The 24,097-nt window shown below is 61.7% G+C and carries 23 protein-coding genes; 9 read left to right on the forward strand and 14 right to left on the reverse strand.

All coding sequences use genetic code 11. The features are described 5' to 3' along the window. Positions 1–8: 8 nt before the first annotated feature. The 11 genes from BLQ09_RS09870 to BLQ09_RS09920 all read right to left on the reverse strand — a co-directional run bounded on the left by BLQ09_RS09870 (position 9) and on the right by BLQ09_RS09920 (position 10,426). Entirely contained in the window at positions 9–719 is a 711-nt protein-coding gene (locus BLQ09_RS09870) for an ABC transporter permease (RefSeq protein WP_027604453.1), read from the reverse strand. Then, positions 716–1,444 (reverse strand): ABC transporter permease, encoded by a 729-nt coding sequence (locus BLQ09_RS09875; RefSeq protein ID WP_027604452.1) that lies wholly within the window; start codon positions 1,442–1,444, stop codon positions 716–718. The genes BLQ09_RS09870 and BLQ09_RS09875 overlap by 4 nt, the downstream gene beginning before the upstream one ends. A gap of 57 nt (positions 1,445–1,501) precedes the next feature. After that, positions 1,502–2,281, reverse strand: coding sequence for a transporter substrate-binding domain-containing protein (locus BLQ09_RS09880; RefSeq protein WP_027604451.1), 780 nt, complete (start codon positions 2,279–2,281; stop codon positions 1,502–1,504). A gap of 233 nt (positions 2,282–2,514) precedes the next feature. Beyond that, on the reverse strand, positions 2,515–4,149 hold the full coding sequence (locus BLQ09_RS09885; protein WP_092356463.1) for an ATP-dependent DNA ligase: 1,635 nt from the start codon (positions 4,147–4,149) through the stop codon (positions 2,515–2,517). After that, positions 4,146–5,150: a ligase-associated DNA damage response exonuclease gene (locus tag BLQ09_RS09890; RefSeq protein ID WP_092356466.1), complete on the reverse strand. Its 1,005-nt coding sequence runs from the start codon at positions 5,148–5,150 to the stop codon at positions 4,146–4,148. The genes BLQ09_RS09885 and BLQ09_RS09890 overlap by 4 nt, the downstream gene beginning before the upstream one ends. Positions 5,151–5,351: 201 nt before the next feature. Beyond that, positions 5,352–7,793 carry a penicillin acylase family protein gene (locus tag BLQ09_RS09895; RefSeq protein ID WP_092356469.1) on the reverse strand — a complete coding sequence of 814 codons (2,442 nt, stop codon included), beginning with the start codon at positions 7,791–7,793 and terminating at the stop codon, positions 5,352–5,354. A gap of 142 nt (positions 7,794–7,935) precedes the next feature. Continuing rightward, a complete protein-coding gene (locus BLQ09_RS09900; protein ID WP_027604447.1) occupies positions 7,936–8,580 on the reverse strand; it encodes a glutathione S-transferase N-terminal domain-containing protein in 645 nt (214 codons plus the stop codon). A 175-nt stretch (positions 8,581–8,755) separates the two neighbouring features. Next, the gene (locus BLQ09_RS09905) at positions 8,756–8,956 is read right to left on the reverse strand and encodes an SEC-C metal-binding domain-containing protein (protein ID WP_003189235.1); all 201 of its coding nucleotides are present in this window, start codon (positions 8,954–8,956) and stop codon (positions 8,756–8,758) included. Further along, positions 8,953–9,435, reverse strand: coding sequence for an LEA/WHy family protein (locus BLQ09_RS09910; RefSeq protein WP_027604446.1), 483 nt, complete (start codon positions 9,433–9,435; stop codon positions 8,953–8,955). Before BLQ09_RS09910 ends, BLQ09_RS09905 begins: the two co-directional genes overlap by 4 nt. Before the next feature lie 19 nt (positions 9,436–9,454). Beyond that, positions 9,455–9,925 carry a YchJ family protein gene (locus BLQ09_RS09915; protein WP_027604445.1) on the reverse strand — a complete coding sequence of 157 codons (471 nt, stop codon included), beginning with the start codon at positions 9,923–9,925 and terminating at the stop codon, positions 9,455–9,457. Between the two features lie 3 nt (positions 9,926–9,928). Beyond that, positions 9,929–10,426, reverse strand: coding sequence for a DUF6231 family protein (locus tag BLQ09_RS09920; protein WP_027604444.1), 498 nt, complete (start codon positions 10,424–10,426; stop codon positions 9,929–9,931). 192 nt (positions 10,427–10,618) lie between these two features. Between BLQ09_RS09920 and BLQ09_RS09925 the strand changes: the two genes are divergently transcribed. Together BLQ09_RS09925 and BLQ09_RS09930 are read left to right on the forward strand one after the other, a co-directional pair. Further along, entirely contained in the window at positions 10,619–11,314 is a 696-nt protein-coding gene (locus BLQ09_RS09925; protein ID WP_027604443.1) for a PA1041 family peptidoglycan-binding anchor lipoprotein, read from the forward strand. A 155-nt stretch (positions 11,315–11,469) separates the two neighbouring features. Then, complete coding sequence (locus tag BLQ09_RS09930; RefSeq protein ID WP_027604442.1) at positions 11,470–12,228, forward strand: hypothetical protein; 759 nt, start codon at positions 11,470–11,472, stop codon at positions 12,226–12,228. Between the two features lie 45 nt (positions 12,229–12,273). Here BLQ09_RS09930 and BLQ09_RS09935 read toward each other — a convergent pair whose 3' ends face one another. Next, complete coding sequence (locus BLQ09_RS09935) at positions 12,274–12,738, reverse strand: CopD family protein (RefSeq protein WP_027604441.1); 465 nt, start codon at positions 12,736–12,738, stop codon at positions 12,274–12,276. 99 nt (positions 12,739–12,837) lie between these two features. Between BLQ09_RS09935 and dinG the strand changes: the two genes are divergently transcribed. The 5 genes from dinG (at position 12,838) to pdxH (ending at position 20,588) form a co-directional block, all read left to right on the forward strand. Continuing rightward, positions 12,838–14,982: an ATP-dependent DNA helicase DinG gene (gene dinG, locus BLQ09_RS09940; RefSeq protein ID WP_027604440.1), complete on the forward strand. Its 2,145-nt coding sequence runs from the start codon at positions 12,838–12,840 to the stop codon at positions 14,980–14,982. Positions 14,983–15,080: 98 nt separating this feature from the next. Further along, positions 15,081–17,378, forward strand: a complete 2,298-nt coding sequence (locus tag BLQ09_RS09945; protein WP_027604439.1) for a beta-galactosidase — start codon at positions 15,081–15,083, stop codon at positions 17,376–17,378. An 82-nt stretch (positions 17,379–17,460) separates the two neighbouring features. Next, complete coding sequence (locus BLQ09_RS09950; RefSeq protein WP_092356472.1) at positions 17,461–18,606, forward strand: serine hydrolase domain-containing protein; 1,146 nt, start codon at positions 17,461–17,463, stop codon at positions 18,604–18,606. A 143-nt stretch (positions 18,607–18,749) separates the two neighbouring features. Then, complete coding sequence (locus BLQ09_RS09955) at positions 18,750–19,913, forward strand: OmpA family protein (RefSeq protein WP_092356475.1); 1,164 nt, start codon at positions 18,750–18,752, stop codon at positions 19,911–19,913. Positions 19,914–19,940: 27 nt separating this feature from the next. Continuing rightward, positions 19,941–20,588 (forward strand): pyridoxamine 5'-phosphate oxidase, encoded by a 648-nt coding sequence (pdxH, locus tag BLQ09_RS09960; RefSeq protein ID WP_027604436.1) that lies wholly within the window; start codon positions 19,941–19,943, stop codon positions 20,586–20,588. Positions 20,589–20,624: 36 nt separating this feature from the next. Here pdxH and BLQ09_RS09965 read toward each other — a convergent pair whose 3' ends face one another. Beyond that, on the reverse strand, positions 20,625–20,885 hold the full coding sequence (locus BLQ09_RS09965) for a hypothetical protein (RefSeq protein ID WP_027604435.1): 261 nt from the start codon (positions 20,883–20,885) through the stop codon (positions 20,625–20,627). Between the two features lie 157 nt (positions 20,886–21,042). On the opposite strand from BLQ09_RS09965, the gene BLQ09_RS09970 reads away from it, so the two are divergent. Beyond that, the gene (locus BLQ09_RS09970) at positions 21,043–21,507 is read left to right on the forward strand and encodes an outer membrane lipoprotein (protein ID WP_003189251.1); all 465 of its coding nucleotides are present in this window, start codon (positions 21,043–21,045) and stop codon (positions 21,505–21,507) included. A 77-nt stretch (positions 21,508–21,584) separates the two neighbouring features. On the opposite strand, the gene nhaA is transcribed toward BLQ09_RS09970, so the two are convergent. Beyond that, positions 21,585–22,760 carry a Na+/H+ antiporter NhaA gene (gene nhaA / locus BLQ09_RS09975; protein WP_027604434.1) on the reverse strand — a complete coding sequence of 392 codons (1,176 nt, stop codon included), beginning with the start codon at positions 22,758–22,760 and terminating at the stop codon, positions 21,585–21,587. A gap of 216 nt (positions 22,761–22,976) precedes the next feature. On the opposite strand from nhaA, the gene BLQ09_RS09980 reads away from it, so the two are divergent. After that, positions 22,977–24,071 carry a PLP-dependent cysteine synthase family protein gene (locus BLQ09_RS09980; RefSeq protein WP_027604433.1) on the forward strand — a complete coding sequence of 365 codons (1,095 nt, stop codon included), beginning with the start codon at positions 22,977–22,979 and terminating at the stop codon, positions 24,069–24,071. Positions 24,072–24,097: the final 26 nt, after the last annotated feature.

A 24,097-nucleotide genomic window follows, 5' to 3' on the forward strand; every position in this document is an offset into this window, starting at 1 on the left:
AAGGCTCCTTAATGGCTGGGCCCGAGAAACGCCAGCCAACGGCGCTCCGCCAGACGGAACAGACCGACCAGGGCAAAGGTCACGGTCAGGTAGATCAGCGCGGCGATACCGAATGATTGGAACGTCATGAACGTGGCCGAGTTGGCGTCCCGCGCCACCTTGAGGATGTCCGGGATCGTCGCGGTAAACGCTACCGTGGTCGAGTGCAGCATCAAGATCACTTCGTTGCTGTAGTAGGGCAACGAGCGGCGCAACGCCGAAGGCATGATGACGTAGGCGTACAGCTTCCAGCCGCTTAAACCGTAGGCCTTGGCCGCCTCGACTTCGCCGTGGGCCATGCTGCGGATGGCCCCGGCGAAAATCTCCGTGGTGTAGGCACAGGTGTTGAGGGCGAAGGCCAGGATCGTGCAGTTCATCGCATCGCGAAAGAACGCATCCAGCAGCGGCTGTTCACGTACGGCGGCGATGCTGTAGATGCCGGTGTAGCAGATCAGCAACTGGATATAGAGCGGCGTGCCACGGAACAGGTAGGTGTAGAACTGCACCGGCCAGCGTACCAGCGGGTTGCGCGATACACGGGCGATGGACAGCGGGATCGACACCACAAAGCCGATGACCAGGGCGGCGCTGAGCAGCCACAGGGTCATGGCCAGGCCGGTGATGTGCTGGCCGTCGCTATAGAGGAAGGGGCGCCAGTATTCCTGCAAGAGTTCGATCATCGCACCGCCTCCCGTGAGCCTGCGGAGTAGCGACGTTCAAGACGACGCAGGACGAAGTTGGACGCGCTGGTGATCAACAGGTAGATCAGCGCGGCGAGCACCAGGAAGTAGAACAGTTGGTAGGTGCTTTTGCCGGCATCCTGGGCGGCCTTGACCAGGTCCGCCAGACCGATGATCGACACCAGGGCCGTGGCCTTGAGCATCACCATCCAGTTGTTGCCGATACCCGGCAGGGCAAAGCGCATCATCTGCGGGAAGGTCACGTAGCGAAAGCGTTGCCCGCGCTTGAGGCCGTAGGCCGTGGCGGCTTCCAGCTGGCCACGGGGCACGGCGAGGATTGCTCCGCGAAACGTCTCGGTGAAATAAGCACCGTAGATAAAGCCCAGGGTGATCACCCCGGCGCTGAATGGGTCGATCTCGATGTATTCCCATTCCATGAAGTCGGTCAGGCCGGTGAGCCAGGTTTGCAGGCTGTAGAAAATCAACAGCATCAGCACCAGGTCGGGTACACCGCGAATCAGGGTGGTGTAGAGCTGGGCGGGGATGCGCAGGAAGGGCAGGCTGGAGAGCTTGGCGCTGGCGCCGAGCAGGCCCAGCAATACGCTGACAATCAGGGACAGCACCGACAACTTGATGGTCATCCAGGTGCCTTGCAGCAACAACGGGCCGAAACCCTTCAGGCTGAGTGCGCTCAGCCCGAGGGTTTGCAACAGTTCTTCGAACATAAATCAGGACCTATGGCGATAAAAAAGCGCCCCTTGAGAGAAGGGGCGCCCCAGGCATTATTTGCCGCTGTACAGGTTCAGATCGCCAAAGTGTTTCTTCTGGATGGTGGCGTAGGTGCCATCATCGTGTAACGCTTTGATACCTTTATCCAAAAGGGCCTTCAGTTCAGTGTTACCTTTTTTGATACCGATGGCGGTTTTCGATGGCAGCAATGGGTCATCGATGGCGGCGCTGACTTCATAGCCGGCACCGGCCGGTGACTTCAAGAAGCCCAGTTCGGCTTGCAGCATGTCCTGCACGGAAGCGTCGAGACGACCGGAGGTCAGGTCGGCGTAAACCTGGTCCTGGTTGGCGTAGGCCTTGGTGGTCACGCCGGCTTTATCCAGTACCGCCTTGGCGTAGGCTTCCTGGATGGTGCCTTGCTCGTAGCCCACGGATTTGCCCTTGAGGGACTCTGGGGTCGAGTAACCCGCGCCTTTCTTGAACACCAGCGAGGTCGGGCCGGAGAACAGTTCGCTGGAGAAGTCGATGGCCTTCTCGCGCACCGGGGTCACGGTCATGGACGAGATCACACCGTCGAACTTGTTGGCTTTGAGGCCTGGAATCATGCCGTCAAAGTCACTTTCGACCCACTTGCACTTCACTTTCAGTTCGGCGCAGATCGCATTGCCCAGGTCGATATCGAAGCCTACCAGGCTGCCATCGGCCGCCTTGGATTCGAACGGTGCGTAGGACGGATCGACACCAAAACGCAGTTCCTTGTATTCCTTGGCCAGCGCGGTACCGGCGGCCATGCACAGAGCCAGTGCAGAAAGGGTCAGCAATGCTTTTTTCATTATTTAATCCCTGGAAACCAAGATAAGCGCTTGTGGCGCGTTTAGGACTGTTACTGAACGGTGTCAGACGGATCACGAGTAGCAATTTCTGCACCATAGTTCCGAATGAGCGTTTTAAAAGGTGGGACAAGGGAGTCATGAGTGTAGGAGATGCCCGAAAATGGGCATTGAAAATCGAGCGCACTATTTCGGAACATTTGGAGATCCGATTGTGGGAGGGGCGGTGTTCTGGGTCAGGCCAGTAAGTCCTGCAGGGTGGCAAGGTTATCCGCCTCATCCACTGCCTTGTCCTGGCGCCAACGCAACATCCGCGGAAAGCGCACCGCAATCCCGCTCTTGTGCCGCTTGGAAAGGGCAATGCCTTCAAACCCCAGCTCGAACACCATGCTGGGCGTCACGCTGCTGACCGGGCCGAACTTCTCCACGGTGGTCTTGCGCACGATGGCGTCGACCTTGCGCATTTCTTCGTCGGTCAGTCCTGAGTAGGCCTTGGCGAAGGGCACCAGCGTGCGTTCACTGCCGGGCGGGCCATCCCATACGGCAAAGGTGTAGTCGCTGTAGAGGCTGGCGCGCCGGCCATGGCCGCGTTGGGCGTAGATCAACACCGCATCGACACTGAAGGGGTCGACTTTCCACTTCCACCACAGGCCCATGTCCTTGGTGCGGCCCACGCCGTACAGGCCGTCGCGAGCCTTGAGCATCATGCCCTCCACGCCGAGGCTGCGGGAGGCTTCGCGTTGCAGTGCCAGGTCCTGCCATGTGGCACCCGTCAGCAGGGGCGAGGGCTGCAACACGGGTTGGTTGCACTGGGCAATCACCTGTTCCAGTTGGGCGCGACGTTCGGCCTGGGGGTGGTTGCGCCAGTCGTCGCCCTGATGTTCCAGCAGGTCATAGGCGAGGAGCGCAACCGGGGCATCGTCGAGCACTTTTTTGCTCAGGGTCTTGCGGCCAATGCGCTGCTGCAAAAGGGCGAAGGGTTGTACCGAGTCCTTCCACACCACGATCTCGCCATCGATCACCGTGCCATCGGGCAGGCCACTGACCAGGCTGTGCAGTTCGGGGAAGCGCTCGGTCACCAGCTCTTCACCCCGCGACCAGATCCACAGCCGGCCTTCGCGCTTGACCAGCTGTGCGCGAATGCCGTCCCACTTCCATTCCACCTGCCAGTCGGCGGGGGAACCGAGCAAGGCGTCGAATTGCTCCACCGGTTGCGCCAGCCCGTGGGCAAGAAAAAACGGATAGGGCTGTCCGCCCCTTTGTGCATGCTCGTCGGATGATTCGGCGGCGATCAGCTTGAGGTAGCCTTCGGCTGTCGGTCGGTTGGATAAATCGGTGTAGCCCACCAATCGCTGCGCGACGCGCTTGCTGTCGAGGTCGGCCATGGCCGCGAGCGCACGGGTGACCAGCAATTTGGACACGCCGACGCGAAAGCTGCCGGTGATCAACTTGATGCACACCATCAGGCTCGGCTGGTCCAGTTGCGCCCATAACGCCGGTAACCGTTCGGCCAGGTCCAGGGGCGACAGGCCACGCAGCGGCAGGAGTTTTTCTTCCAGCCATACGGCGAGGCCGTCCTCGGAGGTGTAGGTGGATTCCGGCAGGAGCAGGGAAATCGTCTCGGCCAGGTCGCCTACCGATTGGTAGCTTTCTTCGAACAGCCACGGCTCGATGCCGGATGCTTCGGTGGCCATGTCCCGCAGCAGACGCGTCGGTACCAATTGCCGCGGTCGTCCGCCGGACAGGAAATACACCGCCCACGCAGCGTCTTCAGGCGGCGCTTGCAGGAAGTAGGCTTGCAGGGCCGCGAGCTTGGCATTGCTGGAGGTGGTGGCATCGAGGTTGGCGTACAGCTCGGCGAAGGCTTTCATGCCGTGGCCTCCTCTTCGGCATCGCCGTATTCGGTGGTGAAGCCCTGGGCATCCAGGCCTTTTTCCCGCAGGTGGCGTACCAATACCCCGACGGAGCCGTGGGTGACCATCACCCGTTCGGCCCCGGTTTGTTCGATCGCCCACAGCAGCCCGGGCCAGTCGGCGTGGTCTGACAGCACGAACCCTCGGTCCACCCCGCGCCGCCGCCGGGTACCGCGCAGGCGCATCCAGCCGCTGGCGAAGGCATCGCTGTAGTCGCCGAAGCGCTTGATCCAACTGCTGCCACCGGCGGACGGCGGCGCGATGATCAGGGCCTGGCGCAGCAATGGGTCGGTCTTTTTGAATTCGCCGGCGTAGAGGGTTTCGGGAATATAAATGCCGGCCTCGCGGTACACCCGGTTCAGCGGCTCGACCGCGCCATGGCTGAGGATCGGCCCGATGCTGGCGTCGATACCATGCAGGATGCGCTGGGCTTTGCCGAAGGAATAACAGAACAACACACTGGCTTTGCCGGCGGCAATATTGCCCGTCCACCAGTCGTTGATCCCGGCGAAGATCTGCGCCTGGGGCTGCCAGCGGTAGATCGGCAGGCCAAAGGTGGATTCGGTGATAAAGGTATGGCAACGCACCGGTTCGAAGGGCGCGCAGGTGCCGTCCGGTTCCACTTTGTAATCGCCGGACGCCACCCAGACTTCGCCCTGGTACTCCAGGCGCACCTGGGCCGAGCCGAGTACATGCCCGGCCGGGTGAAAACTCAGGGTCACGCCGTGGTGGACGAGTTTTTCGCCATAGGCCAGGGTTTGCAGGTTGATGTCCTGGCCCAGGCGCGAGCGCAGGATGCCTTCGCCAGGGGCGGCAGCCAAATAGTGTTGATTGCCCGTGCGGGCGTGGTCGCCATGGGCGTGGGTGATGACGGAGCGTTCCACCGGGCGCCAGGGATCGATGTAGAAATCTCCGGCGGGGCAGTAGAGGCCTTCGGGCCGGGCGATGACAAGGTCCATGGGGTGACCGGGGCGATGGGCTTATCAGGTATGAGGCGGGGGCGAGCGCAGAAGTTCTATCTGAATGCATGCAGTCCAAATGTGGGAGGGGGCTTGCCCCCGATAGCAGTGGTTCAGTCAAAACATCGGTGACTGATACACCGCTATCGGGGGCAAGCCCCCTCCCACATTTGGATCCGGTTTCACCAGGTTGAAGTCAGGTCACTTGCCTGGGGTCAGGGTCAACCTGGCCTTCCCATATACTTTCTCGAAGTTCTGCGGCTGCATCGGGAAGCTCAGGTATTGCGCCTTCAGCGACGGGTCGATGCCATTGGCGTAGTTCGGGCTGGCCGGGTTGCCGGATTGGCCGATGCCACCCTGGCCCATCATCGGCTCCACCTGGCCGAAGTCGACGATCATGCGCAACGCCGGCACCTGGGTGGTGTTGAAGTCCTGGCCCCAGCTGTACGGCGCCGGGTTCAAGGTGTTGTGGTCGCCACCGGACGCCAGCGGGCCGCGAATCACTTGGCCACTGGTGTTTTTCCAGGTGGTGCTGTGCAGCTTGCCCCACTGCCAGGCCTTGTGGTCAGCACCCAGTTGGCTCCCGCCGGCGGTGATCGCGGCGGCCAGGCTGCGGGCGAGGATGGCGGGTTTGTCTTCTTTTTGCACGGTGCGCACGTCGTCCCAGAACGGGCTGTCTTCGCGGCCCAGCAGGTGGTCGGCCTGGGCGGCATAGGACAGGTTGGCGTTGCTGACAAAGGCTTTCCAGCTGGCACTGTTTTCCGGCCCCAGTTCGTCGAGGAAGATCTGCCGGGTGCTTTCCTGCAGGAACAGTTCGTAGAGCGCCGCGTCGGCGGACGTCGACACCAGGCGGCCGTCGAACGCCATCAGGCGCTTCAGTGCTTCCCGTGCCTTGGCCTGGTCGGCCGCCGGCAACGCATCAATCGCCTGCTTCAAGGGCTGGGCCATGCCCGGCGCCTGGAACATGGTCTTGAGCTTGGCGGCAAAGGTGGTGGTCTGGTCGTATTGCATGGCGATCATGCTGCGGTTGTCGTGCTTGCCCGCATTGGCCAGTTGCGCCAGGCGCTCGCTGCGCTCCGGCGCATCCCAGGAGTTGGACAGCTGCATGCCGTAGCCGCGCGGCGCGGTGCGTTGGTTGGCGGTGCCGATCCAGCCTTGGGCCGGGTCCTGGTCATAGGGGTGCAGCATCGCGTCGGCGTAACCGTCCCAGTCAAAGCGCGTATCCCAGCCGGGCGAGGGCAGCAGGCCTTCACCTTCGCGGCGGTTGGGGAAACGGCCGGTGACCTGCCAGCCAATGCTGCCGGCGTCGGCGAAGACCATGTTCAAGGCAATGGCGCGAATGTTGCGGGTTGCGTCCGAGGCCTTGCCGGCGTTTTGCGCGCGGGACAGGTCGAAGAACGCGTCGAGGCTCTTGTCATCCTTGAAGTCGGCGGTTTGCAGGGCCAGGCCAAAACCGCTGGTCAGGGCCTGGCTGCTGTTGAGCAGGGCGCCGTGGCGGGTTTCGTACACCACTTCGCGAATCGAGCGTTGACCCTTGACGAAGAAGGTTTCATTACGCACCGCTGCCGGCAGCCATTTTCCGTTGTTCTCGTAGTACAGCGCGCTGCCCTGGCGTTTGACCTTCTCCAGGAACAGGTCCTGGGTATCGCCCTTGACCGTGCTCATGCTCCATGCCACGTTGCCGTTGAAACCGGACAACAGGGTCGGCAGGCCGGCAATCGAGGCGCCGACGGCCTGGTATTTCGGTGCGCGAATCTGCACGTAGTTCCACGGTGACGGCGCCTGCGGCTGGGCGGCGAGGTCGCCTGCCAGCAGGCTCTTGCCGCTGCGACTGCGTTGCGGGCCGATGGCCCAGTTGCTCGACGTGGTAACCGCCAGCGAGTTGAGGCTGCTCAATTGCTGGCTGACCGTGTCCAGCCCGGCCAGGCCGGTGATCTGGCTGAGGTTCACGCCCTTGAGTTTTTCGGCTTCGGCCAGGGGGATCGGCTCATCCGGCGCGCTCGGTGTCAGCCAGGCGAGTTTGTCCACGCCGACCTTTTGCGCCAGCAGCAACGACGCCAGCTCTTCCTGCAGGTTGGCCGACTCGCTGAAATTCAGCAGGCAGAACAGCAGCGCCGAATCTTCCGGCTTCCAGTACTCAGGCTTGTAGCCGGTCTGGGCCAGGTCCGGCGGCAGCTTGTCGCGGTAGCGGAACAGGTAGGCGTTGACGCCACGGGCATACACTTCGAAGAAGCGCTTGAGACGCGGAGACGAGGCGTTGTACAGCTCGCCGGCGCTTTTTTTCAGGTTGACCGCGCGCATGAAGCGGTCCACATCCAGCACCTCAGGCCCGGACATTTCCGCCAAACGGCCCTGGGCCAGCAGGCGCAGGCTGACCATCTGGGTGATACGGTCACTGGCGTGTACATAACCGAGGCTGAACAGCGCGTCGTGGAAAGTGTTGCTTTCGATCAGCGGCATGCCCTGGGCGTTGCGGCGTATCGAAACATTCTGTGCGAGGCCCTTGATCGGCTGTACGCCGGCCACTGGCGGCAGGGTGTCCTGGGTGCTCTGGAGCTGGCAACCGGCCAGGCTTAATGCACTGGCCACTGCCGCGGCAACGCCGAACCGGGGAAGAAAATGTGAGAGGGCTGGCGAGGCCATGGCAAAGCTCCTGCGGGGGGTAGCGTCAGTAAAGGCGCTACGTTAGTGAGCGCGGTGAAACGACGCAAGCAGGAGTTTGGGTAAAGCGTTAGATCTTGAGTCGCACCGCCCCTCCCACCTGTTGACCGCGCACGACTTCAGGTCAGGATTCAGGCGGATTGACCTTTTGGACTAATTCATACGCCCGAACCGTCGCTGGCCGTTCCTTGATGCTATTGAACCAGCGATGAACGTGTGGGAAATCTTCCAGGCGCTGGCTCTGCCATTTGTGGGAAACGATCCACGGATAGATCGCCATATCGGCAATGCTGTAGTCCTCACCCGCCACGAACGCACGGTCCGCCAGACGTCGGTCCAGCACACCGTACAGACGGGCGGTTTCATCTACGTAGCGCTTGATCGCGTAGGGGATTTTCTCCGGTGCGAACTGGCTGAAATGATGGTTCTGACCCGCCATCGGCCCGAGCCCGCCCATTTGCCAGAACAACCATTGCAGGGCTTCCTGGCGACCGCGCAGGTCTTTTGGAATGAATTGGCCGGTTTTTTCCGCGAGGTACAGCAGGATCGCGCCGGATTCAAACAGCGAGATCGGCGCGCCGCCGTCGCTCGGGTTCTGATCGACGATCGCCGGGATGCGGTTGTTGGGGGCAATCTTCAGGAAGTCCGGCTTGAACTGGTCGCCCTGGCCGATGTTGATCGGGTGCACGTTGTAGGGCAGACCGGCTTCTTCCAGGAACAGCGATACTTTGTGACCGTTGGGGGTGGTCCAGTAATACAGGTCGATCATGAAGCTCTCCAAAAGTGGTGATGCTTGAGCGAATGCCTGTAGGTATAGGTAAAGGTGGGAGGGTGGAAATTCAATCAAACATTTGCGTCTACCCTTAGACGCTTTCGATTTGGAATGCGATGCAGCTGTGGAAGGGAGCGAACTCCCTCACACACACGTGGGCCCTCAGCGCGATTTACGCGCCGTGGCACTTCTTGAATTTCTTCTCACTGCCGCACGGGCAAGGATCGTTGCGGCCAACGTCCTTCAACGCATTGCGCACCGGCTCCTGGTGAGCGTGGCCGCAGTTCGGGCCGTGGACATGGCCGTGGTCGTGATCATGGTGATCATGATCGTGGTTGCAGTCAGGACCATGGACATGGGGTTGCTGAGTCATCGATGTCGCTCCGGAATAAAATCGCCGGGGATTATCTCGCCATTGTGGTTCACCTGCACGTCATAACCGATGAATAATCCGGTTTTCAGTTCACCCTCCAGACGATACGGCACAGGCTGGTCGGGTTTTTTCAGCATCTGCACCACGTCGCGGATCTGCGGCCAGAGGTTGGTGCGCACCGACACCTTGAAAAATGCATGGCCCTTGGGCGGTACCGTCAGCCATTCATTGGACTCGCCTTCGGTGAGCACAAAGTCATCCAGGGTGACCTTGTAGATCAGCCCACGCACGGTCAGGTCCGAGTCGTCGCGGTTATCCACGCGAAAGTACAGCTTGAATTTCTGCTCCAGCAGCTTGGCCCGCACCACTTCGACTTTCACCAGGGAAACGTGGGGCGGGGGCGAATCGTCTTCGAACCAGGAGGCGCAACCGGTCAGGCCGAAGGTTAACGCCAGCATCAAGCTGTAGATCCGAAGCATGGCGTGAGTCCTGTGGTGGTTAGAGATAGCTGGAACAACACTTCTTGAATTTTTGCCCACTGCCGCACAGGCACGCATCGTTGCGTCCGGTTTTCACTTCCACCGTGGGGTCGATGAAGTACCAGCGCCCTTCATTCTGTACGAAAGAAGACTGCTCGCGGTGGCTATGTTCGCCGGTGCTGTCATGCCAGCGTGCGGTGAAGGTCACGAAGGCGTGTTCCGGCTGGCCGCCGAACACTTCGGAGCTTTCAACCTCCAGGCCGAGCCAGGTGCTCTGGGCGCTCCAGGCGCCGATGGCCTCACGGTCCAGGCCAGCCTGTTGCGCGGGCAAAGTGGTGGCGACCAGATAGTCCACCAGGCCCAGCACATAGGCGCTGTAGCGTGAACGCATCAGGGCGCTGGCGCAGGGTGCCGGGTGCCCGGCGTGATAATGGCCGCAGCAGGCATCCAGCAGGTTGCCACTGCCGCAGGGGCAAATGGATGTACTCATTAATTACCACCAATACTTTCCGAAGTTTTCCGGGTTGGCCCAGAAACGGGCGTTGAGCCAGTCCGGCACCTGTTTATAGTCAAGCAGATCGTAGGTAAACAGCGTCAGCACCTGCTCATCGCGCTGGAAACGCTCGCCGGCCTGCAGCGCCAGGGAGAAGAAGTCGGTTTCCTTCCAGCCGCAGGCGCCCAGGTCCACCAGCACCGCAATGCGGCTGGCGTTGAGGTTGCGGATGCCGCCGAGCAAGGTCAGGCCTTGGGGTTTTGGCAGGTGCTCGAGGCAATCGACCACCAGCGCCAGGTCAAACCGTTGGGCCGCCAGTGCTTGCGGCAATGGCCCTGGCGCGGCGCAGAACACCTGGGTGTCAGGGTGTGCGTCCTTAAAGGCGTCCAGCGCCGGGAACTGGCTGGCACCCAACAGCAACAGGCGTTTGGGCTGGTGCAGATCGAGCAAGGCGGCCAGCGCTTGCTGGGGAGTACGGGCAGAAATACCAGCGGTCATCAGAGATCCTCACATCAGGACCCTAGAGACTAGCGCGGCTGAGCGTGCGGGCCTAGAGCGGGTGGCTGCGAAAAGTCCTACGTGGGCGACGATCCCCAATGAATACGGGGGGCTTGGCGTAGTGGCGCAGTTGAAAAGAGCGGTCTTTACTCCACCCATCGGCCCCCGCCGATCCCCTCAGGAGAAAGTCAGATGAGCATCATGCGGACAGCTCTACCCTTGGTTCTGCTAACCGGAGTATTGACAGGTTGCGCAGGCTTGCAAAAAACCGATTGGCCTACCTGTGCCGCTGTCGGCGGTGTGACCGGTGCAGCGATCGGTGCGACTGAAAGCTCGGCCTACGCAGGCTATGGCGCGTTGCTGGTCGGCGGCATGGCCGGCGCCTATTGCTGGGTGCACGGCGATGGCGACGAAGATGGCGATGGCGTGCCGGACAGCCGCGACAAGTGCCCGGGCACCCCGAAAGGCGTGCAGGTTGACGCCAATGGTTGCCCACCGGCACCGCCGGCGGCGGTGGTCGAGGAGGTGGTCGTGGTCAAGGAAGAAACCATCGTGATCCGCGATGTGCACTTCCAGTTCGACTCGGCCAAGTTGACGGCGGCGGATAAAACCAAACTTGACACCATTGCCACGCGCCTGAAACAGGAAGCCCCGAGCGCCCAGCTACGGGTCAGTGGTCACACCGACAGCGTCGGTAAAGACGCCTACAACCAGAAACTCTCGGAAAAACGTGCCCATTCGGTCACCGATTACCTGATCGGCGCCGGGGTGCCCCGCAGTGCCTTTGTATCTGTCACCGGGGCGGGCGAAAGCCATCCGGTCGCCGACAACAAGACCGCTGAAGGCCGCGCCCTGAACCGCCGCACGGAAATCCAGATCAACCGCTGACAGCCCTTGCCCCTGTGGGATCCACAGGGGCATTGCCGGCCACCCTCGCTTGAACCGCTCCCTCTCAAGTTTTTTGAACCTTCACTGGCAAATCGCCTGTAGAAGTCGTTACTGTGCGTCCAAAGAAAAATTTGAAAACATTCAGGAGCCCCATGATGCGTAAGGTTTTTCTGTTGGCCCTGTTGGTCAGCCCCGTTGCCCTGGCCCAGAGCGTCAGTGTCGAAACCAACTCATTGATGCGCCTTCCCTCCAGCACCAGCGTGTTGCAACTGGAACGCCTGGACGTGGCGGACTACGGCACGTTGCTGATTCCAGCCACCATCAGCCAAGTCACGGTGGATGAACTGCACCTGGGCCGCGACGCACGCATCGCGATTGTTCCTGGCAATACCGCGCTGCAATTGCAGGTGCGGCATGCGCAACTTGAGCAGGGCAGCCAGATCACCTCGCGCGGTGCCCCCGGCACCCATGAAAAACCGGCCAAGGCCGGGCGTGACCTGACCTTGCGCATCAACTCGCTGACGGCTGAAGAACTCTCGGTGGATGCCCGTGGCGGCGCCGGTGCCCAAGGGTATGCCGGGCTGGATGGCGCCAATGGCGTGGATCCTGGGTGCACCTGGGGCTCGGCGGGGCGCGGTTTCAATGGCGATAACGGCGGCGATGGCCTGCCGGGTGGGGCGGGTGCACAGGTGCGCGTGGAGTTGCCGAAGGACTTCCCGGCTGAACACATCAAGGTCTGGGTGGATGGCGGTGCTGGAGGTTTGGCCGGCACGGCCGGCAAGCCGGGCAAAGGCGGGGAGTCCAAAGGCTGCCTGGTGTACCGCGCCGATGGTGGCGAGAAGGGCCGGCCAGGGTTGGAAGGGCAGCCGGGGCCATCTGGGCCAGCGGGTACCGTGACTATTCAGCGGCTCTAAGTTCTAAAGAGCTGCAAGCTTCGAGCTTGCAGCTTGTGACTGTACTCAGAACATCGGCCGAGCCGATGCAATCGCCACCACCACCAACCCCACGATCAGGTTGATCCCCACCAGCTTGCGAATCTGCCCCAGTGCAGCCGCACCCGCCGGCCAATCCTCAGCCGCCACCGCCGCCTTCAGTTGCGGAAACTTCAGCGCCTGGATACGGATAAACAACGCCGTCATCACCAGATACAAACCCATCATCACCTGCACATAGCGCGGTGCGCTTTCAAACCCGCTGAAGCGCAGGTGCAGCAGGCCGACGCCGCTGATCGGCAAAACCAGCACTGCCACCCATACCCACACGAAAAAACGTTGAAACACATTGGCCCACAGCTTGAGTCGGGCAGGGCCCTCAAGGGCCGCCACAGCGGCTGGGCGCAGGATCATCCAGGCGAAAAACATGCCGCCGACCCAGATCAGGGCGGCCAATACATGCAGGGTGTAAACGAGGCTAAACGCGGTCATTGTGGTACTCCGTTCTGCGCGGGATTAATTAGCGGGGTATGATAGCGGCCGATCCGAACCACTGAAAATTTATCCAGCGTTTTTTGCGCCCGACTATCCATGATCAGCACTGAACTCAAAACCACGATCCAGGGCGCCTACACGCGTTTTCTCGAAGCCAAGAGCTTGAAACCGCGCTACGGCCAACGCCTGATGATCGCCGAAGTGGCCAAGGTCCTCGGGGATATCGACACCGATGACGAAGGCCGCCGCGAAGGTGAGCCCGCCGTCGTGGCCGTCGAAGCCGGTACCGGTACCGGCAAGACCGTGGCCTACAGCCTGGCTGCGATCCCGACCGCCAAGGCCGCCGGCAAGCGCCTGGTGATCGCCACTGCCACCGTCGCCCTGCAGGAGCAGATCGTCTACAAAGACCTGCCCGACCTGATGCGCAACAGCGGCCTGAACTTCACCTTCGCCCTGGCCAAGGGCCGTGGCCGCTACATGTGCCTGTCCAAGCTCGACGTGCTGCTGCAGGAAGGCCACGCGCAAACCGCCACGGCGTCGCTGTTCGAGGAAGAAGGCTTCAAGATCGAGGTGGATGAGGTCAGCCAGAAGCTGTTTACCAGCATGATCGAAAAACTGGCCGGCAATAAATGGGACGGCGACCGCGACAGCTGGCCCACCGCCCTCGAAGATGCCGACTGGGCACGCCTGACCACCGACCACAGCCAGTGCACCAACCGCCATTGCCCCAACTTCGGCCAGTGCGCCTTCTACAAGGCTCGCGAAGGCATGGGCAAGGTCGACGTGATCGTTACCAACCACGATATGGTCCTGGCCGACCTGGCCCTGGGCGGCGGTGCCGTGTTGCCGGACCCGCGTGACACCCTTTACGTGTTCGACGAAGGCCATCACCTGCCCGACAAGGCTATCGGCCACTTCGCCCACTACACGCGCCTGCGTTCCACCGCCGACTGGCTGGAAACCACCGCGAAGAACCTGACCAAATTGCTCGCCCAGCACCCGCTGCCCGGCGATCTGGGCAAGTTGATCGAGCAGGTGCCGGAGCTGGCGCGGGAGATCAAGACCCAGCAACAGTTCATGTTCAGCGCCTGCGAGCAGGTGGCCGACTTCAAGCCCGGTGAAGATGTGGAAGGCCGTGAGCGCCCGCGCCACCGCTTTGTCGGTGGGATGATCCCCGAGCATATGCGCGAAATGGGCATCGAACTGAAGAAAGGCTTTTCCCGTCTTACCGACCTGTTCACCCGCCTGACTGACTTGCTCAAGGAAGGCATGGACGGTGAGGTCAACATCGGCATCGCCAGCAACCAGGCCGAGGAATGGTATCCGCTGTTCGGCAGCCTGTTGTCCCGTTCCCAGGGCAACTGGGAGCTGTGGACGGCCTTTACCGTCGAAGACCCCGAAGACAACCCGCCCATGGCCCGCTGGCTGACCCTGTCGGAAAGCGGTGCGTTGTTTGATATCGAGGTCAACGCCAGCCCGATCCTCGCCGCCGAGATGCTGCGCCGCAACCTGTGGAACGTGGCGTACGGCTGCCTGGTGACCTCGGCCACGCTGACTGCCCTGGGCACCTTCGACCGCTTCCGCATGCGCGCGGGGCTGCCGAAAAAGGCCGTCACGGCGGTGGTGCCAAGCCCGTTCCATCATGCCGACGCCGGTGTACTGCGGGTGCCCGATCTCAAGGCCGACCCACGGGATGCACCGGCGCACACCGCGGCGATCATTCGCGACCTGCCCTCCCTGGTGGAAGGTTCGCGCGGCACCCTGGTGTTGTTCTCGTCGCGCAAGCAGATGCAGGACGTGTTCGACGGCCTCGACCGCGACTGGCGCAAGCAGGTGTTTATCCAGGGCAACCTGTCCAAGCAGGAAACCCTGAACAAGCACAAGGCGCGGGTCGATGGCGGGGATTCCAGCGTGCTGTTCGGCCTGGCGAGTTTTGCCGAAGGCGTGGACTTGCCCGGTGCCTACTGCGAACACGTGGTGATCGCCAAGATCCCGTTCTCGGTGCCGGATGATCCGGTCGAGGCCGCATTGGCCGAATGGATCGAAGCGCGGGGCGGTAACCCGTTCATGGAGATCTCGGTGCCGGATGCTTCCTTGAAGCTGGTGCAGGCCTGCGGTCGCTTGCTGCGTACCGAGGAAGACCGGGGCACCATCACCTTGCTCGACCGCCGCCTGGTGACCCAGCGCTACGGCAAGGCGATCCTGAATGCGTTGCCGCCGTTCCGGCGCGAAATTTCTTAAGCCATCGTGGGCGAATTCGCCCACTTCGTGGTCTATCTCACTGCTATCGATTTATGTCATCAGGCTATTTACCGGCCGTTTGGGAGAACCTTGTTCGTATGATTCGCACGCTGCCCGCCCTTTTTGCCCTGCTGTTCACTGCGCCCTTGATGGCCGCGCCCGCGGGGCAACAGACATTGTTCAACTTCGTCCGGCCTGCCGATGTGGTCAAGGTGGCGACCCAGGACGCCAGCCTGCCGCAATACAACGCCGAACAAACCCCCGAAGGCGAGGTGTTGCGTCGCATCACCTTCAACCCGGCCGCCGAGCCGAGCCTGGTGCTCAGCCCACAGGCCGGTGCCTGGGACTGGTCGCAGTCCGGCGCCATGAGCCTGCGTATCCAGAGTGCCATGGACTGGGCGCTGACCCTCTACGTCAAGGTGCAGAGCAGCGATGGCAAGACCCTGGTCAGCCGCATCGACCTGCCGGCCGGCCCCGCCCAGACCTTGCTGGTCCCGCTGCAAGCCAGCTCGCCGTTGAGCCAGGGCATGAAGGCCGGCCCGCCGATGCCGATCACCGTGGATGGCCAGCGCGTGTTGCTGGCCAGCAGTGCTGGCGAGATCGACCGTAGCCAGGTGGTCTCGGTGACCCTGTCGATGATCAAGCCCAACGCCGCGCAAAGCATCCTGCTGGAGCGCTTTGGTGTGCAGGACAGTGAGCCGGTGCTGAAGGCGGCCTACAGCGAACTGGTGGATACCTATGGTCAGTCCACCCGTGCGCGCTGGCCGGAAAAGGTCAGCAGCGACGAACAGCTCAAGGCGGCTGCGGCAAAGGAACAAACCCAACTGCAGGGCTGGCTGGCCGCGCGTGATAAATCCGCATTGGACACGTTCGGCGGCTGGAACAAAGGGCCGGCGTTCAAGGCCAGTGGCTTTTTCCGCACCGAAAAGCGCGACGGTCGCTGGTACCTGGTGACTCCGGAAGGCCATCCGTTCTATTCCCTGGGTGTCAATACCGTGGCCCCGGACAACAGCCAGACCTACGTGGCCGGTCGTGAGTGGATGTTCGCGGCGCTGCCAAAGGCCGGCGAACCCTTCGACAAGTACTACGGCAGCGGCGATAACCGCACCGGCAATGGTGCGGGCGAAGGTCGTGGCTTCGCTGCCGGGCGTTGGTACGATTTCTACGGCGCCAACCTGCAGCGCACTTATGGCGGCGAAGGGTTCGACCAGAAACGCTGGGTGACCCATACCCTCGATCGCCTGCAAGCCTGGGGTTTCAACACCGTCGGCAACTGGAGCGACGGCGCGTTGGCCACTGCCGATCGAGTGCCGTACACCTTGCCGCTGTCGATCGTCGGCGACTACGCCAGCATCAGCACCGGCACCGACTGGTGGGGCGGCATGCCCGATCCGTTCGATCCGCGTTTCGCCATGGCGACCGAGCGCGCGGTGGCCATTGCCGCCCGCGACCACCGCGACGACCCCTGGCTGATCGGCTTCTTTGCCGACAACGAACTGGCCTGGGCCGGCCCCGGCGATGATCCGAAATCCCGCTACGCCCTGGCCTACGGCACCTTGCGCATGACCACCGACGTACCGGCCAAGCGCGCGTTTCTCAAGCAATTGCGTGACAAGTACCGCAACGAGCAAGGCCTGTCGAAAGCCTGGGGCATCGAGTTGGCGGGGTGGGAGCTGATGGAAGATCCGGGCTTCGAACCGCCGATGCCCAACCCTGAACACCCGGAAATCGAAGCTGACTTCAAATACTTCCAGAAGACCTTCGCCGATGCCTACTTCAAGACCATCTCCGACTCGCTGAAATGGCACGCCCCCAACCAACTGCTGCTGGGCGGGCGTTATGCGGTGAGTACGCCGGAGGCCGTGGCGTCGTGCGCGCAGTATTGCGATGTGCTGAGTTTCAACATGTACACGCTCAAACCCCAGGACGGCTATGACTTTGCCGCGCTTCGTGCACTGGACAAGCCGGTGTTGATCACTGAATTCAACTTCGGCTCTGCGGACCGTGGCCCGTTCTGGGGCGGCGTGACCCAGTTGGCCAGGGAAGAAGAGCGTGGCGTGGCATATGCCAACTTCCTCAAGCAAGCCATGGCCGAGCCGTCCATTGTCGGTGTGCATTGGTTCCAGTACCTGGACCAGCCGGTGACCGGCCGGTTGCTGGACGGTGAAAACGGCCACTTCGGCCTGGTGGGTATCACTGACGTACCGTTCCAGGGGTTTGTCGACAGTGTGCGTAAAAGCAACCTGGCGGCGGTGGATCAACTGGGCAAGGAAGCGGAAAAGGCCAAGGCCGCCAGCACGGTTCATGAAAGCGAAGGCAGCAAACCTGGACGTGAGGGCAAAGGCCCGGGGCAGGGCGCCGGACACGCCGGTGGGCATTCGGGAAATGGTCATTGATTCATTGTTGACGGGTTCACAAATCCCACAATGGCTGGAACAATGTCGGCCACTTTTTACGGTGTTTTCCTAGGGGGCTTAGGTGCAGGTTCAGGGTCATTACGAGCTCCAGTTCGAAGCGGTGCGTGAAGGGTTCGCCGCGTTGTTCGATGACCCGCAGGAGCGTGGCGCCGGGCTCTGCATCCAGGTCGGCGGCGAAACCGTCGTTGACCTGTGGGCCGGTACCGCCGACAAGGACGGTACCGAGGCCTGGCACAGCGACACCATCGTTAACCTGTTTTCCTGCACCAAGACCTTCACCGCTGTCACGGCCCTGCAACTGGTGGCCGAGGGCAAGTTGCAATTGGACGCGCCAGTGGCCAGGTACTGGCCTGAGTTCGCTGCTGCCGGCAAGGAAAACATTACGCTGCGCCAGTTGCTCTGCCATCAGGCCGGGTTGCCGGCCATCCGCGAGATGCTGCCCACCGAAGCCTTGTACGACTGGCAATTGATGGTCGACACCCTGGCAGCCGAAGCCCCCTGGTGGACGCCGGGCCAGGGCCATGGCTACGAGGCGATCACCTACGGTTGGCTGGTCGGCGAATTGCTGCGCCGCGCCGATGGGCGTGGGCCGGGTGAGTCCATTGTGGCGCGGGTGGCACGGCCGCTGGGGCTGGACTTCCACGTGGGCCTGGCCGACGAAGAGTTTTATCGTGTTGCACATATAGCGCGCAGCAAAGGCAATATGGGCGATGAAGCCGCGCAGCGTTTACTGCAAGTAATGATGCGCGAGCCCACCGCGATGACGACGCGGGCATTTGCCAACCCACCGTCTATTCTCACCAGTACTAATAAACCTGAATGGCGACGCATGCAGCAGCCGGCGGCAAATGGTCACGGTAATGCGCGTAGTCTGGCGGGTTTTTATAGTGGTTTGTTGGACGGTAGTTTGCTGGAAGCCGACATGCTCGAAGAATTGACCCGTGAACACAGTATCGGGCCGGATAAAACATTATTGACACAAACCCGCTTCGGGCTGGGCTGCATGTTGGATCAACCACAGTTGCCCAATGCTACATTTGGCCTTGGCGCCCGTGCGTTCGGGCATCCAGGCGCCGGCGGCTCGGTGGGTTTTGCCGATCCTGAGCATGATGTAGCGTTTGGTTTCGTGACTAATACATTGGGGCCTTATGTACTTATGGACCCGCGGGCACAGAAGTTGGTCGGAATATTGGCCGGTTGTCTGTAAACCCCTTGCTGTTTCACATTTTTTTGTTACAAAGGCAACTATAAGAAGGCGCTGAACGAAATGATGTAACTTTAATGTTCTGTAAGCGTCTGTTTAACGGGTCATCGAGACCCCCGTTTCTTTTCTCATTTTGTGGATATCTCATGTTATCGAACAAGTCCTTGGCACTGGCGCTTTGCCTCATTATTACCGGTTGCGCACAAACTCCACAAAATGATGCCGAGGGTGGGCATTGGTGGTCATTTGGATCGGATAAGGCCACGACCAAGGACGCAGTGACCCAAACCGACGCCAAGCCGGATGCCAAGCCCGCTGCCGGCGCCAAGCCTGCCGCACCTGTAGCCGCTGCTGCTGCGCCTGTCGCCTCCGCGCCAGCGCCGGCCGCCAAGGCTGACACCGGTTCCAGCTGGTGGCCGTTCTCCTCCAAGAGCGCCGACGAGAAGGCCGCTGATGCCAAGGCTGACCTGAAAGCCGACCTCAAGGCCGCGACCCCGGCTCCAGACGCCGCGCCTGCCGTCGCCAAGACCGACAGCGAAACCCACTGGTGGTGGCCGTTCGAAAGCAAACCCAAGCCATTGGCCAAGGTCGACGTGACCAATGTGCCGATGCCTGACCCGAAAATCACCCAGGCCTGGTTGGACGACTATGAGCCGCGCCTGCGCGCCGCCATCAAGGACAGCAACCTGCAGCTGGAACGTCGCGATAACGTACTCGTGGTGATTGCTCCGGTAGACGGCTCCTACAACCCGAAACGCCCGGCGATGCTGCTGCCGGTTACCCTGGGGCCGTTCACTCGCGTCGCCAAGGCGGTTGAAGCCGATCCAAAAACCGCTGTGCTGGTGCTGGGCCACGTGGATGCCACCGGTACCGCGCCTGCCAGCCAGGCGTTGACCAAGGAGCGTGCGCAGTCCATCGCCTCGATCTTCAGCCTCAGCGGCCTGAAACAGGACCGCCTGATGCTGCGTGGCATGGGTGACCTGATGCCACGTGCCGCCAACGACAGCACCCAGGGCCGCGCGCTGAACCGCCGCATGGAAATCATGTTCACCCAGCGCACGACCATGCTGGCGCTGTTGAGCAAGTATCAATCGGGCAAGACCCCGCCTGTAGCCGAAATGGTTGCGGTGCAGAACGTTCCAGCCCCGGCCCCGGCCGCCAAGACCCCGGCTAAAAAGGCACCCGCAGCTAAAAAGGCGGCTGCCAAGCCTGCGGCTAAAAAAGCCCCGGCCAAGCCCGCTGCGAAGAAACCGGCCCCGGCCAAAGCCAAGGCTGCTGCACCGGCTGCGAATGACCAGGCGAAAAACTGATCCGCTGAACCACAAGGATAAAGCCGCATGACCCAGGCACTGGCCGATATGCGCCGTGACTACACACGGGACGGTTTGAGCGAGGCCCAGGCCCCGAACGAGCCGTTTGCGTTGTTCCACCAGTGGTTTGCCGATGCGGTGAAAACCGAGCAGCCACCGGTGGAAGCCAATGCCATGACCCTGGCTACGGTCGACCAGGACGGTCGCCCGCACTGCCGCATCCTGCTGCTCAAGGGCCTGGATGCGCAGGGCTTTACCTTCTTCACCAACTATCAGAGCGCCAAGGGCGAACAGCTCGCGGCGCGGCCGTTTGCGGCCATGACGTTCTTCTGGCCGACCCTGGAGCGCCAGGTGCGTATTGAAGGGCGGGTGGTCAAGGTCACGCCTGAGGAGTCCGACGCTTATTATCAGGTCCGCCCCCTGGGCAGTCGTTTAGGCGCCTGGGCCTCCCCGCAGAGCCAGGTCATTCGTGACCGTGAAGAACTGCAGGACCTGCTCAAGGCCACCGAACAGCGTTTCAGCGATACCCAGCCCGACTGCCCCGAGCATTGGGGTGGCTATCGCCTGCTGCCGGAGCGCATCGAGTTCTGGCAAGGCCGCGCCAGCCGCCTGCATGACCGCCTGAACTACCGCCTGCAAGGGACCGAATGGACCCGCGAGCGCCTGGCGCCCTGAGCGGCACCTTTCGTCACCCCACTGGAATGATATCGATCACACCGAAGTCTCTGTTGAAGAGGCTTCGGCTGTGTAGTGCTGTGCGGCGTTCTTCAGCCACTGCGGCAACTCGCTTCGCTTGATCTTCGAGATCCGTGCCTGCTCCAGTTGTTGCAGCATAAAGGCACGCTTGTGCAGGTCGTCGCCTGCGAGGGACAGTGCCAGGTCGCGGTCTATCCAGCGTCTGATCCGCAGGTACAGCCAGCCGTGGAAGTACAGGCCGGCGACGGTAGTGACTACAATGATGAAATAGTCCATGAAGTTCCTGGTTACGATGAGAGTGCTACCGTTGGTCGGTATTTTGGCTACGGGCAGTCTGTACTGAGGCTGAATGAAAGCAATTTCCTGCCGGGCTTGTCGTGACAGGCGTCAAGCTGCAGCGTCTAATGAATACCTGTCCTTTGGAGTTGATGCTATGCGTAAGTCCGTTTTACTGGTTGCCTGCTTTACCACGCTGTCGTTGCTGCTGGGTGGCTGCGCCTCGAGTCTGACCGGCGACTCGTACTCCCGTGACGAAGCGCGTCGTGTACAGACCGTTCGCATGGGCACCATTGAATCCCTGCGTCCGGTAAAAATCGAAGGCACCAAGACCCCAATCGGCGGCGCTGCCGGCGCGGTCATCGGTGGCGTTGGCGGCAGCGCCATCGGCGGTGGCCGTGGCAGTATCGTGACTGCCGTGATAGGCGCCGTTGCCGGCGGCCTGCTGGGCTCGGCTACCGAAGAAGGCCTGACCCGCACCCAGGGCGTGGAAATCACCGTTCGCGAAGACGACGGCAGCATGCGTGCCTACGTGCAAGCCGTGCAGGAAAATGAAATCTTCCGCATCGGTGATCGCGTCCGCATCATGACCGTTGATGGCACCAGCCGCGTTACTCGCTGACCGGTAAGCCGCAGGCAAAAGAAAAACCCCAACCGGGTGACCGGTTGGGGTTTTTTATGGGCTGCGTTTCAGTCGGCTCAGGCTTTTTTGCGACTCGCTATCGCCGTCACCCCATACCCAATACACGCTGCGAGTATCGACCCGGTCAGGATCCCCATTCGATCCTCCCCGGCAAACTCACTGGCACCCGGCACAAACGCCAGGGAGCCGACGAACAGGCTCATGGTGAAGCCGATGCCACACAGGATCGCCACGCCGAAGACCTGGCCCCAGTTGGCGCCGCTGGGCAGCGCGGCAAGGCCGGTCTTGATGGCCAGCCAGGTGAGGCCGAACACGCCGACGGTCTTGCCGATCAGCAGGCCGGCGGCAATGCCCATGGGCACGTGGTGGGTGAAGCTTTCCAGGCTGACCCCGGTGAGTGACACCCCGGCGTTGGCGAAGGCGAACAGCGGCAGGATGCCGTAGGCCACCCACGGATGCAGGGCGTGTTCCAGCGTCAGCAGCGGCGAGGGCTCGGCATTCCTGGTGCGCATCGGGATGCAGAACGCCAGGGTCACGCCGGCCAGGGTGGCGTGCACGCCGCTCTTGAGTACGCACACCCACAGGATCAGGCCGATGATCAGGTAGGGACCGAGCTTGATCACGCCCAGGCGGTTCATTGCAATCAAGGCGACCAGGCAGGCGCCCGCGCCGGCCAGGGCTGCACCGGACAGGTCGGCGGAATAGAACACGGCAATAACAATGATCGCGCCCAGGTCGTCGATGATGGCCAGGGTCATCAGGAACAGCTTCAACGATACCGGCACCCGTTTGCCCAGCAATGCCAGGACGCCCAACGCGAAGGCGATGTCGGTGGCCATCGGGATTGCCCAGCCGGAGAGGGCGGCGGGGTAGTCCTTGTTGATTGCCCAGTAGATCAGCGCCGGCACCACCATGCCGCCGATGGCGGCTGCGCCGGGCAGCACCACTTGCGAAGGCTTGGACAGGTGGCCGTCAAGCAGCTCGCGCTTGACCTCCAGGCCGATCAGCAGGAAGAACAGGGCCATCAGGCCATCGTTGATCCACAGCAGCGCGGGCTTGGCGATTTGCAGTGCGCCAATCTGGGCCACCACCGGCACGTCGAGAAACGCGCCATACAGGTGCGACAACGGAGAGTTGTTGATGATCAGCGCCAAGGCGGCAGCGGCGATCAACAACAGGCCGCTGGCGGCTTCCAGCTGGAAGAAACGGGTAAAAGTGCTACGCAGAGGCAAGGGATGCTCTCCAATCCAGGTTCAATAGGTGGGTACCCTAACCCGTACCGTTAGTTGTTAAAACAAAAGTTATATTCTTATTTGTTATAAGGGATGGGGTAGGGTGGCGTAGCGCCAAAGCCTAGCAATTGTGTGTCCAATTGAGTCGTCACTGTATCTGTGTGCAGTGTAGGAAACATCCTAAGATCGGTGCTGAAATCCTTAGAGTTCTTCCTTATGAGCGACCACCGTCCCTGGGCCCGCGAAGCCATTCGCATCATCGAAGCGGACTTCCAACGCAGTGCTGACACGCATCTGATTCCGTTACCGCTGCCGGGCCTGCCGGGCATCGAATTGTACTTCAAGGATGAATCCAGCCACCCCACCGGCAGCCTGAAGCATCGGCTGGCCCGTTCGCTGTTCTTGTACGCGCTGTGCAATGGCTGGCTCAAGCCGGGCGCACCGGTCATTGAAGCATCCAGCGGCTCGACGGCGATTTCCGAAGCGTATTTTGCCCGGCTGCTCGGGGTGCCGTTCATTGCGGTGATGCCCGCCACGACATCCCAGGAAAAGATCGCGCAGATTGCCTTCTACGGCGGCAAAAGCCATCTGGTACAGGATCCCACGCAGATCTACGCCGAGTCCGAACGCCTGGCCCAGGAAAGCGGCGGTCATTTCATGGATCAGTTCACTTATGCCGAGCGTGCCACCGACTGGCGGGCGAACAACAACATCGCCGAGTCGATCTTCCAGCAGATGCGCTTTGAGCGGCACCCGGAACCGAGCTGGTTGATTTCCAGCCCCGGTACCGGCGGCACCACTGCCACGCTGGGTCGCTATGTGCGTTATCGCCAGCACTGTACCCGCGTGTTGTGTGCCGACGCCGAGCGCTCGGTGTTTTTCGATTTCTACCAGAGCGGTGACGCCAGCCTGCGTCTGGACTGTGGTTCGCGGATCGAAGGCATTGGCCGGCCACGGGTCGAGGCGTCGTTTCTGCCTAAGGTGATTGATGCGATGGTCAAGGTGCCGGATGCGCTGTCGCTGGCGGCCATGCATTACCTGGCTGAGCGCCTGGGGCGGCGAGTCGGCGGTTCCAGCGGGACTAACCTGATTGGCGCATTAATGGCGGCGCAGCAGATGAAAGCGGCAGGGGAGTCAGGTTCGATCGTGGCGATCTTGTGTGATGGGGGCGAGCGGTATGCCACCACCTATTACGACCAGGCGTGGTTGGCGGGGCAGGGCTATGCGCTCGAGGGGTTGATCGCGGCCGTGGCCGCCAGTGTGGAGCAGGGTGAACCATTGCCCGCCAGCATCCTGCGCGCGAATATCTGACCCGATGCAAACCAAATGAGGGAGGG

The sequence above is a fragment of the Pseudomonas sp. NFACC25 genome (genome assembly GCF_900100935.1).
GTDB lineage: Bacteria > Pseudomonadota > Gammaproteobacteria > Pseudomonadales > Pseudomonadaceae > Aquipseudomonas > Aquipseudomonas marginalis.

Bases quoted from the DNA above. Each gene is read 5' to 3' on its own strand.
- BLQ09_RS09870 (WP_027604453.1), bottom strand. From the start codon at position 719: ATGATCGAACTCTTGCAGGAATACTGGCGCCCCTTCCTCTATAGCGAC.
- BLQ09_RS09875 (WP_027604452.1), bottom strand. From the start codon at position 1,444: ATGTTCGAAGAACTGTTGCAAACCCTCGGGCTGAGCGCACTCAGCCTG.
- BLQ09_RS09880 (WP_027604451.1), bottom strand. From the start codon at position 2,281: ATGAAAAAAGCATTGCTGACCCTTTCTGCACTGGCTCTGTGCATGGCC.
- BLQ09_RS09885 (WP_092356463.1), bottom strand. From the start codon at position 4,149: ATGAAAGCCTTCGCCGAGCTGTACGCCAACCTCGATGCCACCACCTCC.
- BLQ09_RS09890 (WP_092356466.1), bottom strand. From the start codon at position 5,150: ATGGACCTTGTCATCGCCCGGCCCGAAGGCCTCTACTGCCCCGCCGGA.
- BLQ09_RS09895 (WP_092356469.1), bottom strand. From the start codon at position 7,793: ATGGCCTCGCCAGCCCTCTCACATTTTCTTCCCCGGTTCGGCGTTGCC.
- BLQ09_RS09900 (WP_027604447.1), bottom strand. From the start codon at position 8,580: ATGATCGACCTGTATTACTGGACCACCCCCAACGGTCACAAAGTATCG.
- BLQ09_RS09905 (WP_003189235.1), bottom strand. From the start codon at position 8,956: ATGACTCAGCAACCCCATGTCCATGGTCCTGACTGCAACCACGATCAT.
- BLQ09_RS09910 (WP_027604446.1), bottom strand. From the start codon at position 9,435: ATGCTTCGGATCTACAGCTTGATGCTGGCGTTAACCTTCGGCCTGACC.
- BLQ09_RS09915 (WP_027604445.1), bottom strand. From the start codon at position 9,925: ATGAGTACATCCATTTGCCCCTGCGGCAGTGGCAACCTGCTGGATGCC.
- BLQ09_RS09920 (WP_027604444.1), bottom strand. From the start codon at position 10,426: ATGACCGCTGGTATTTCTGCCCGTACTCCCCAGCAAGCGCTGGCCGCC.
- BLQ09_RS09925 (WP_027604443.1), top strand. From the start codon at position 10,619: ATGAGCATCATGCGGACAGCTCTACCCTTGGTTCTGCTAACCGGAGTA.
- BLQ09_RS09930 (WP_027604442.1), top strand. From the start codon at position 11,470: ATGCGTAAGGTTTTTCTGTTGGCCCTGTTGGTCAGCCCCGTTGCCCTG.
- BLQ09_RS09935 (WP_027604441.1), bottom strand. From the start codon at position 12,738: ATGACCGCGTTTAGCCTCGTTTACACCCTGCATGTATTGGCCGCCCTG.
- dinG (WP_027604440.1), top strand. From the start codon at position 12,838: ATGATCAGCACTGAACTCAAAACCACGATCCAGGGCGCCTACACGCGT.
- BLQ09_RS09945 (WP_027604439.1), top strand. From the start codon at position 15,081: ATGATTCGCACGCTGCCCGCCCTTTTTGCCCTGCTGTTCACTGCGCCC.
- BLQ09_RS09955 (WP_092356475.1), top strand. From the start codon at position 18,750: ATGTTATCGAACAAGTCCTTGGCACTGGCGCTTTGCCTCATTATTACC.
- pdxH (WP_027604436.1), top strand. From the start codon at position 19,941: ATGACCCAGGCACTGGCCGATATGCGCCGTGACTACACACGGGACGGT.
- BLQ09_RS09965 (WP_027604435.1), bottom strand. From the start codon at position 20,885: ATGGACTATTTCATCATTGTAGTCACTACCGTCGCCGGCCTGTACTTC.
- BLQ09_RS09970 (WP_003189251.1), top strand. From the start codon at position 21,043: ATGCGTAAGTCCGTTTTACTGGTTGCCTGCTTTACCACGCTGTCGTTG.
- BLQ09_RS09980 (WP_027604433.1), top strand. From the start codon at position 22,977: ATGAGCGACCACCGTCCCTGGGCCCGCGAAGCCATTCGCATCATCGAA.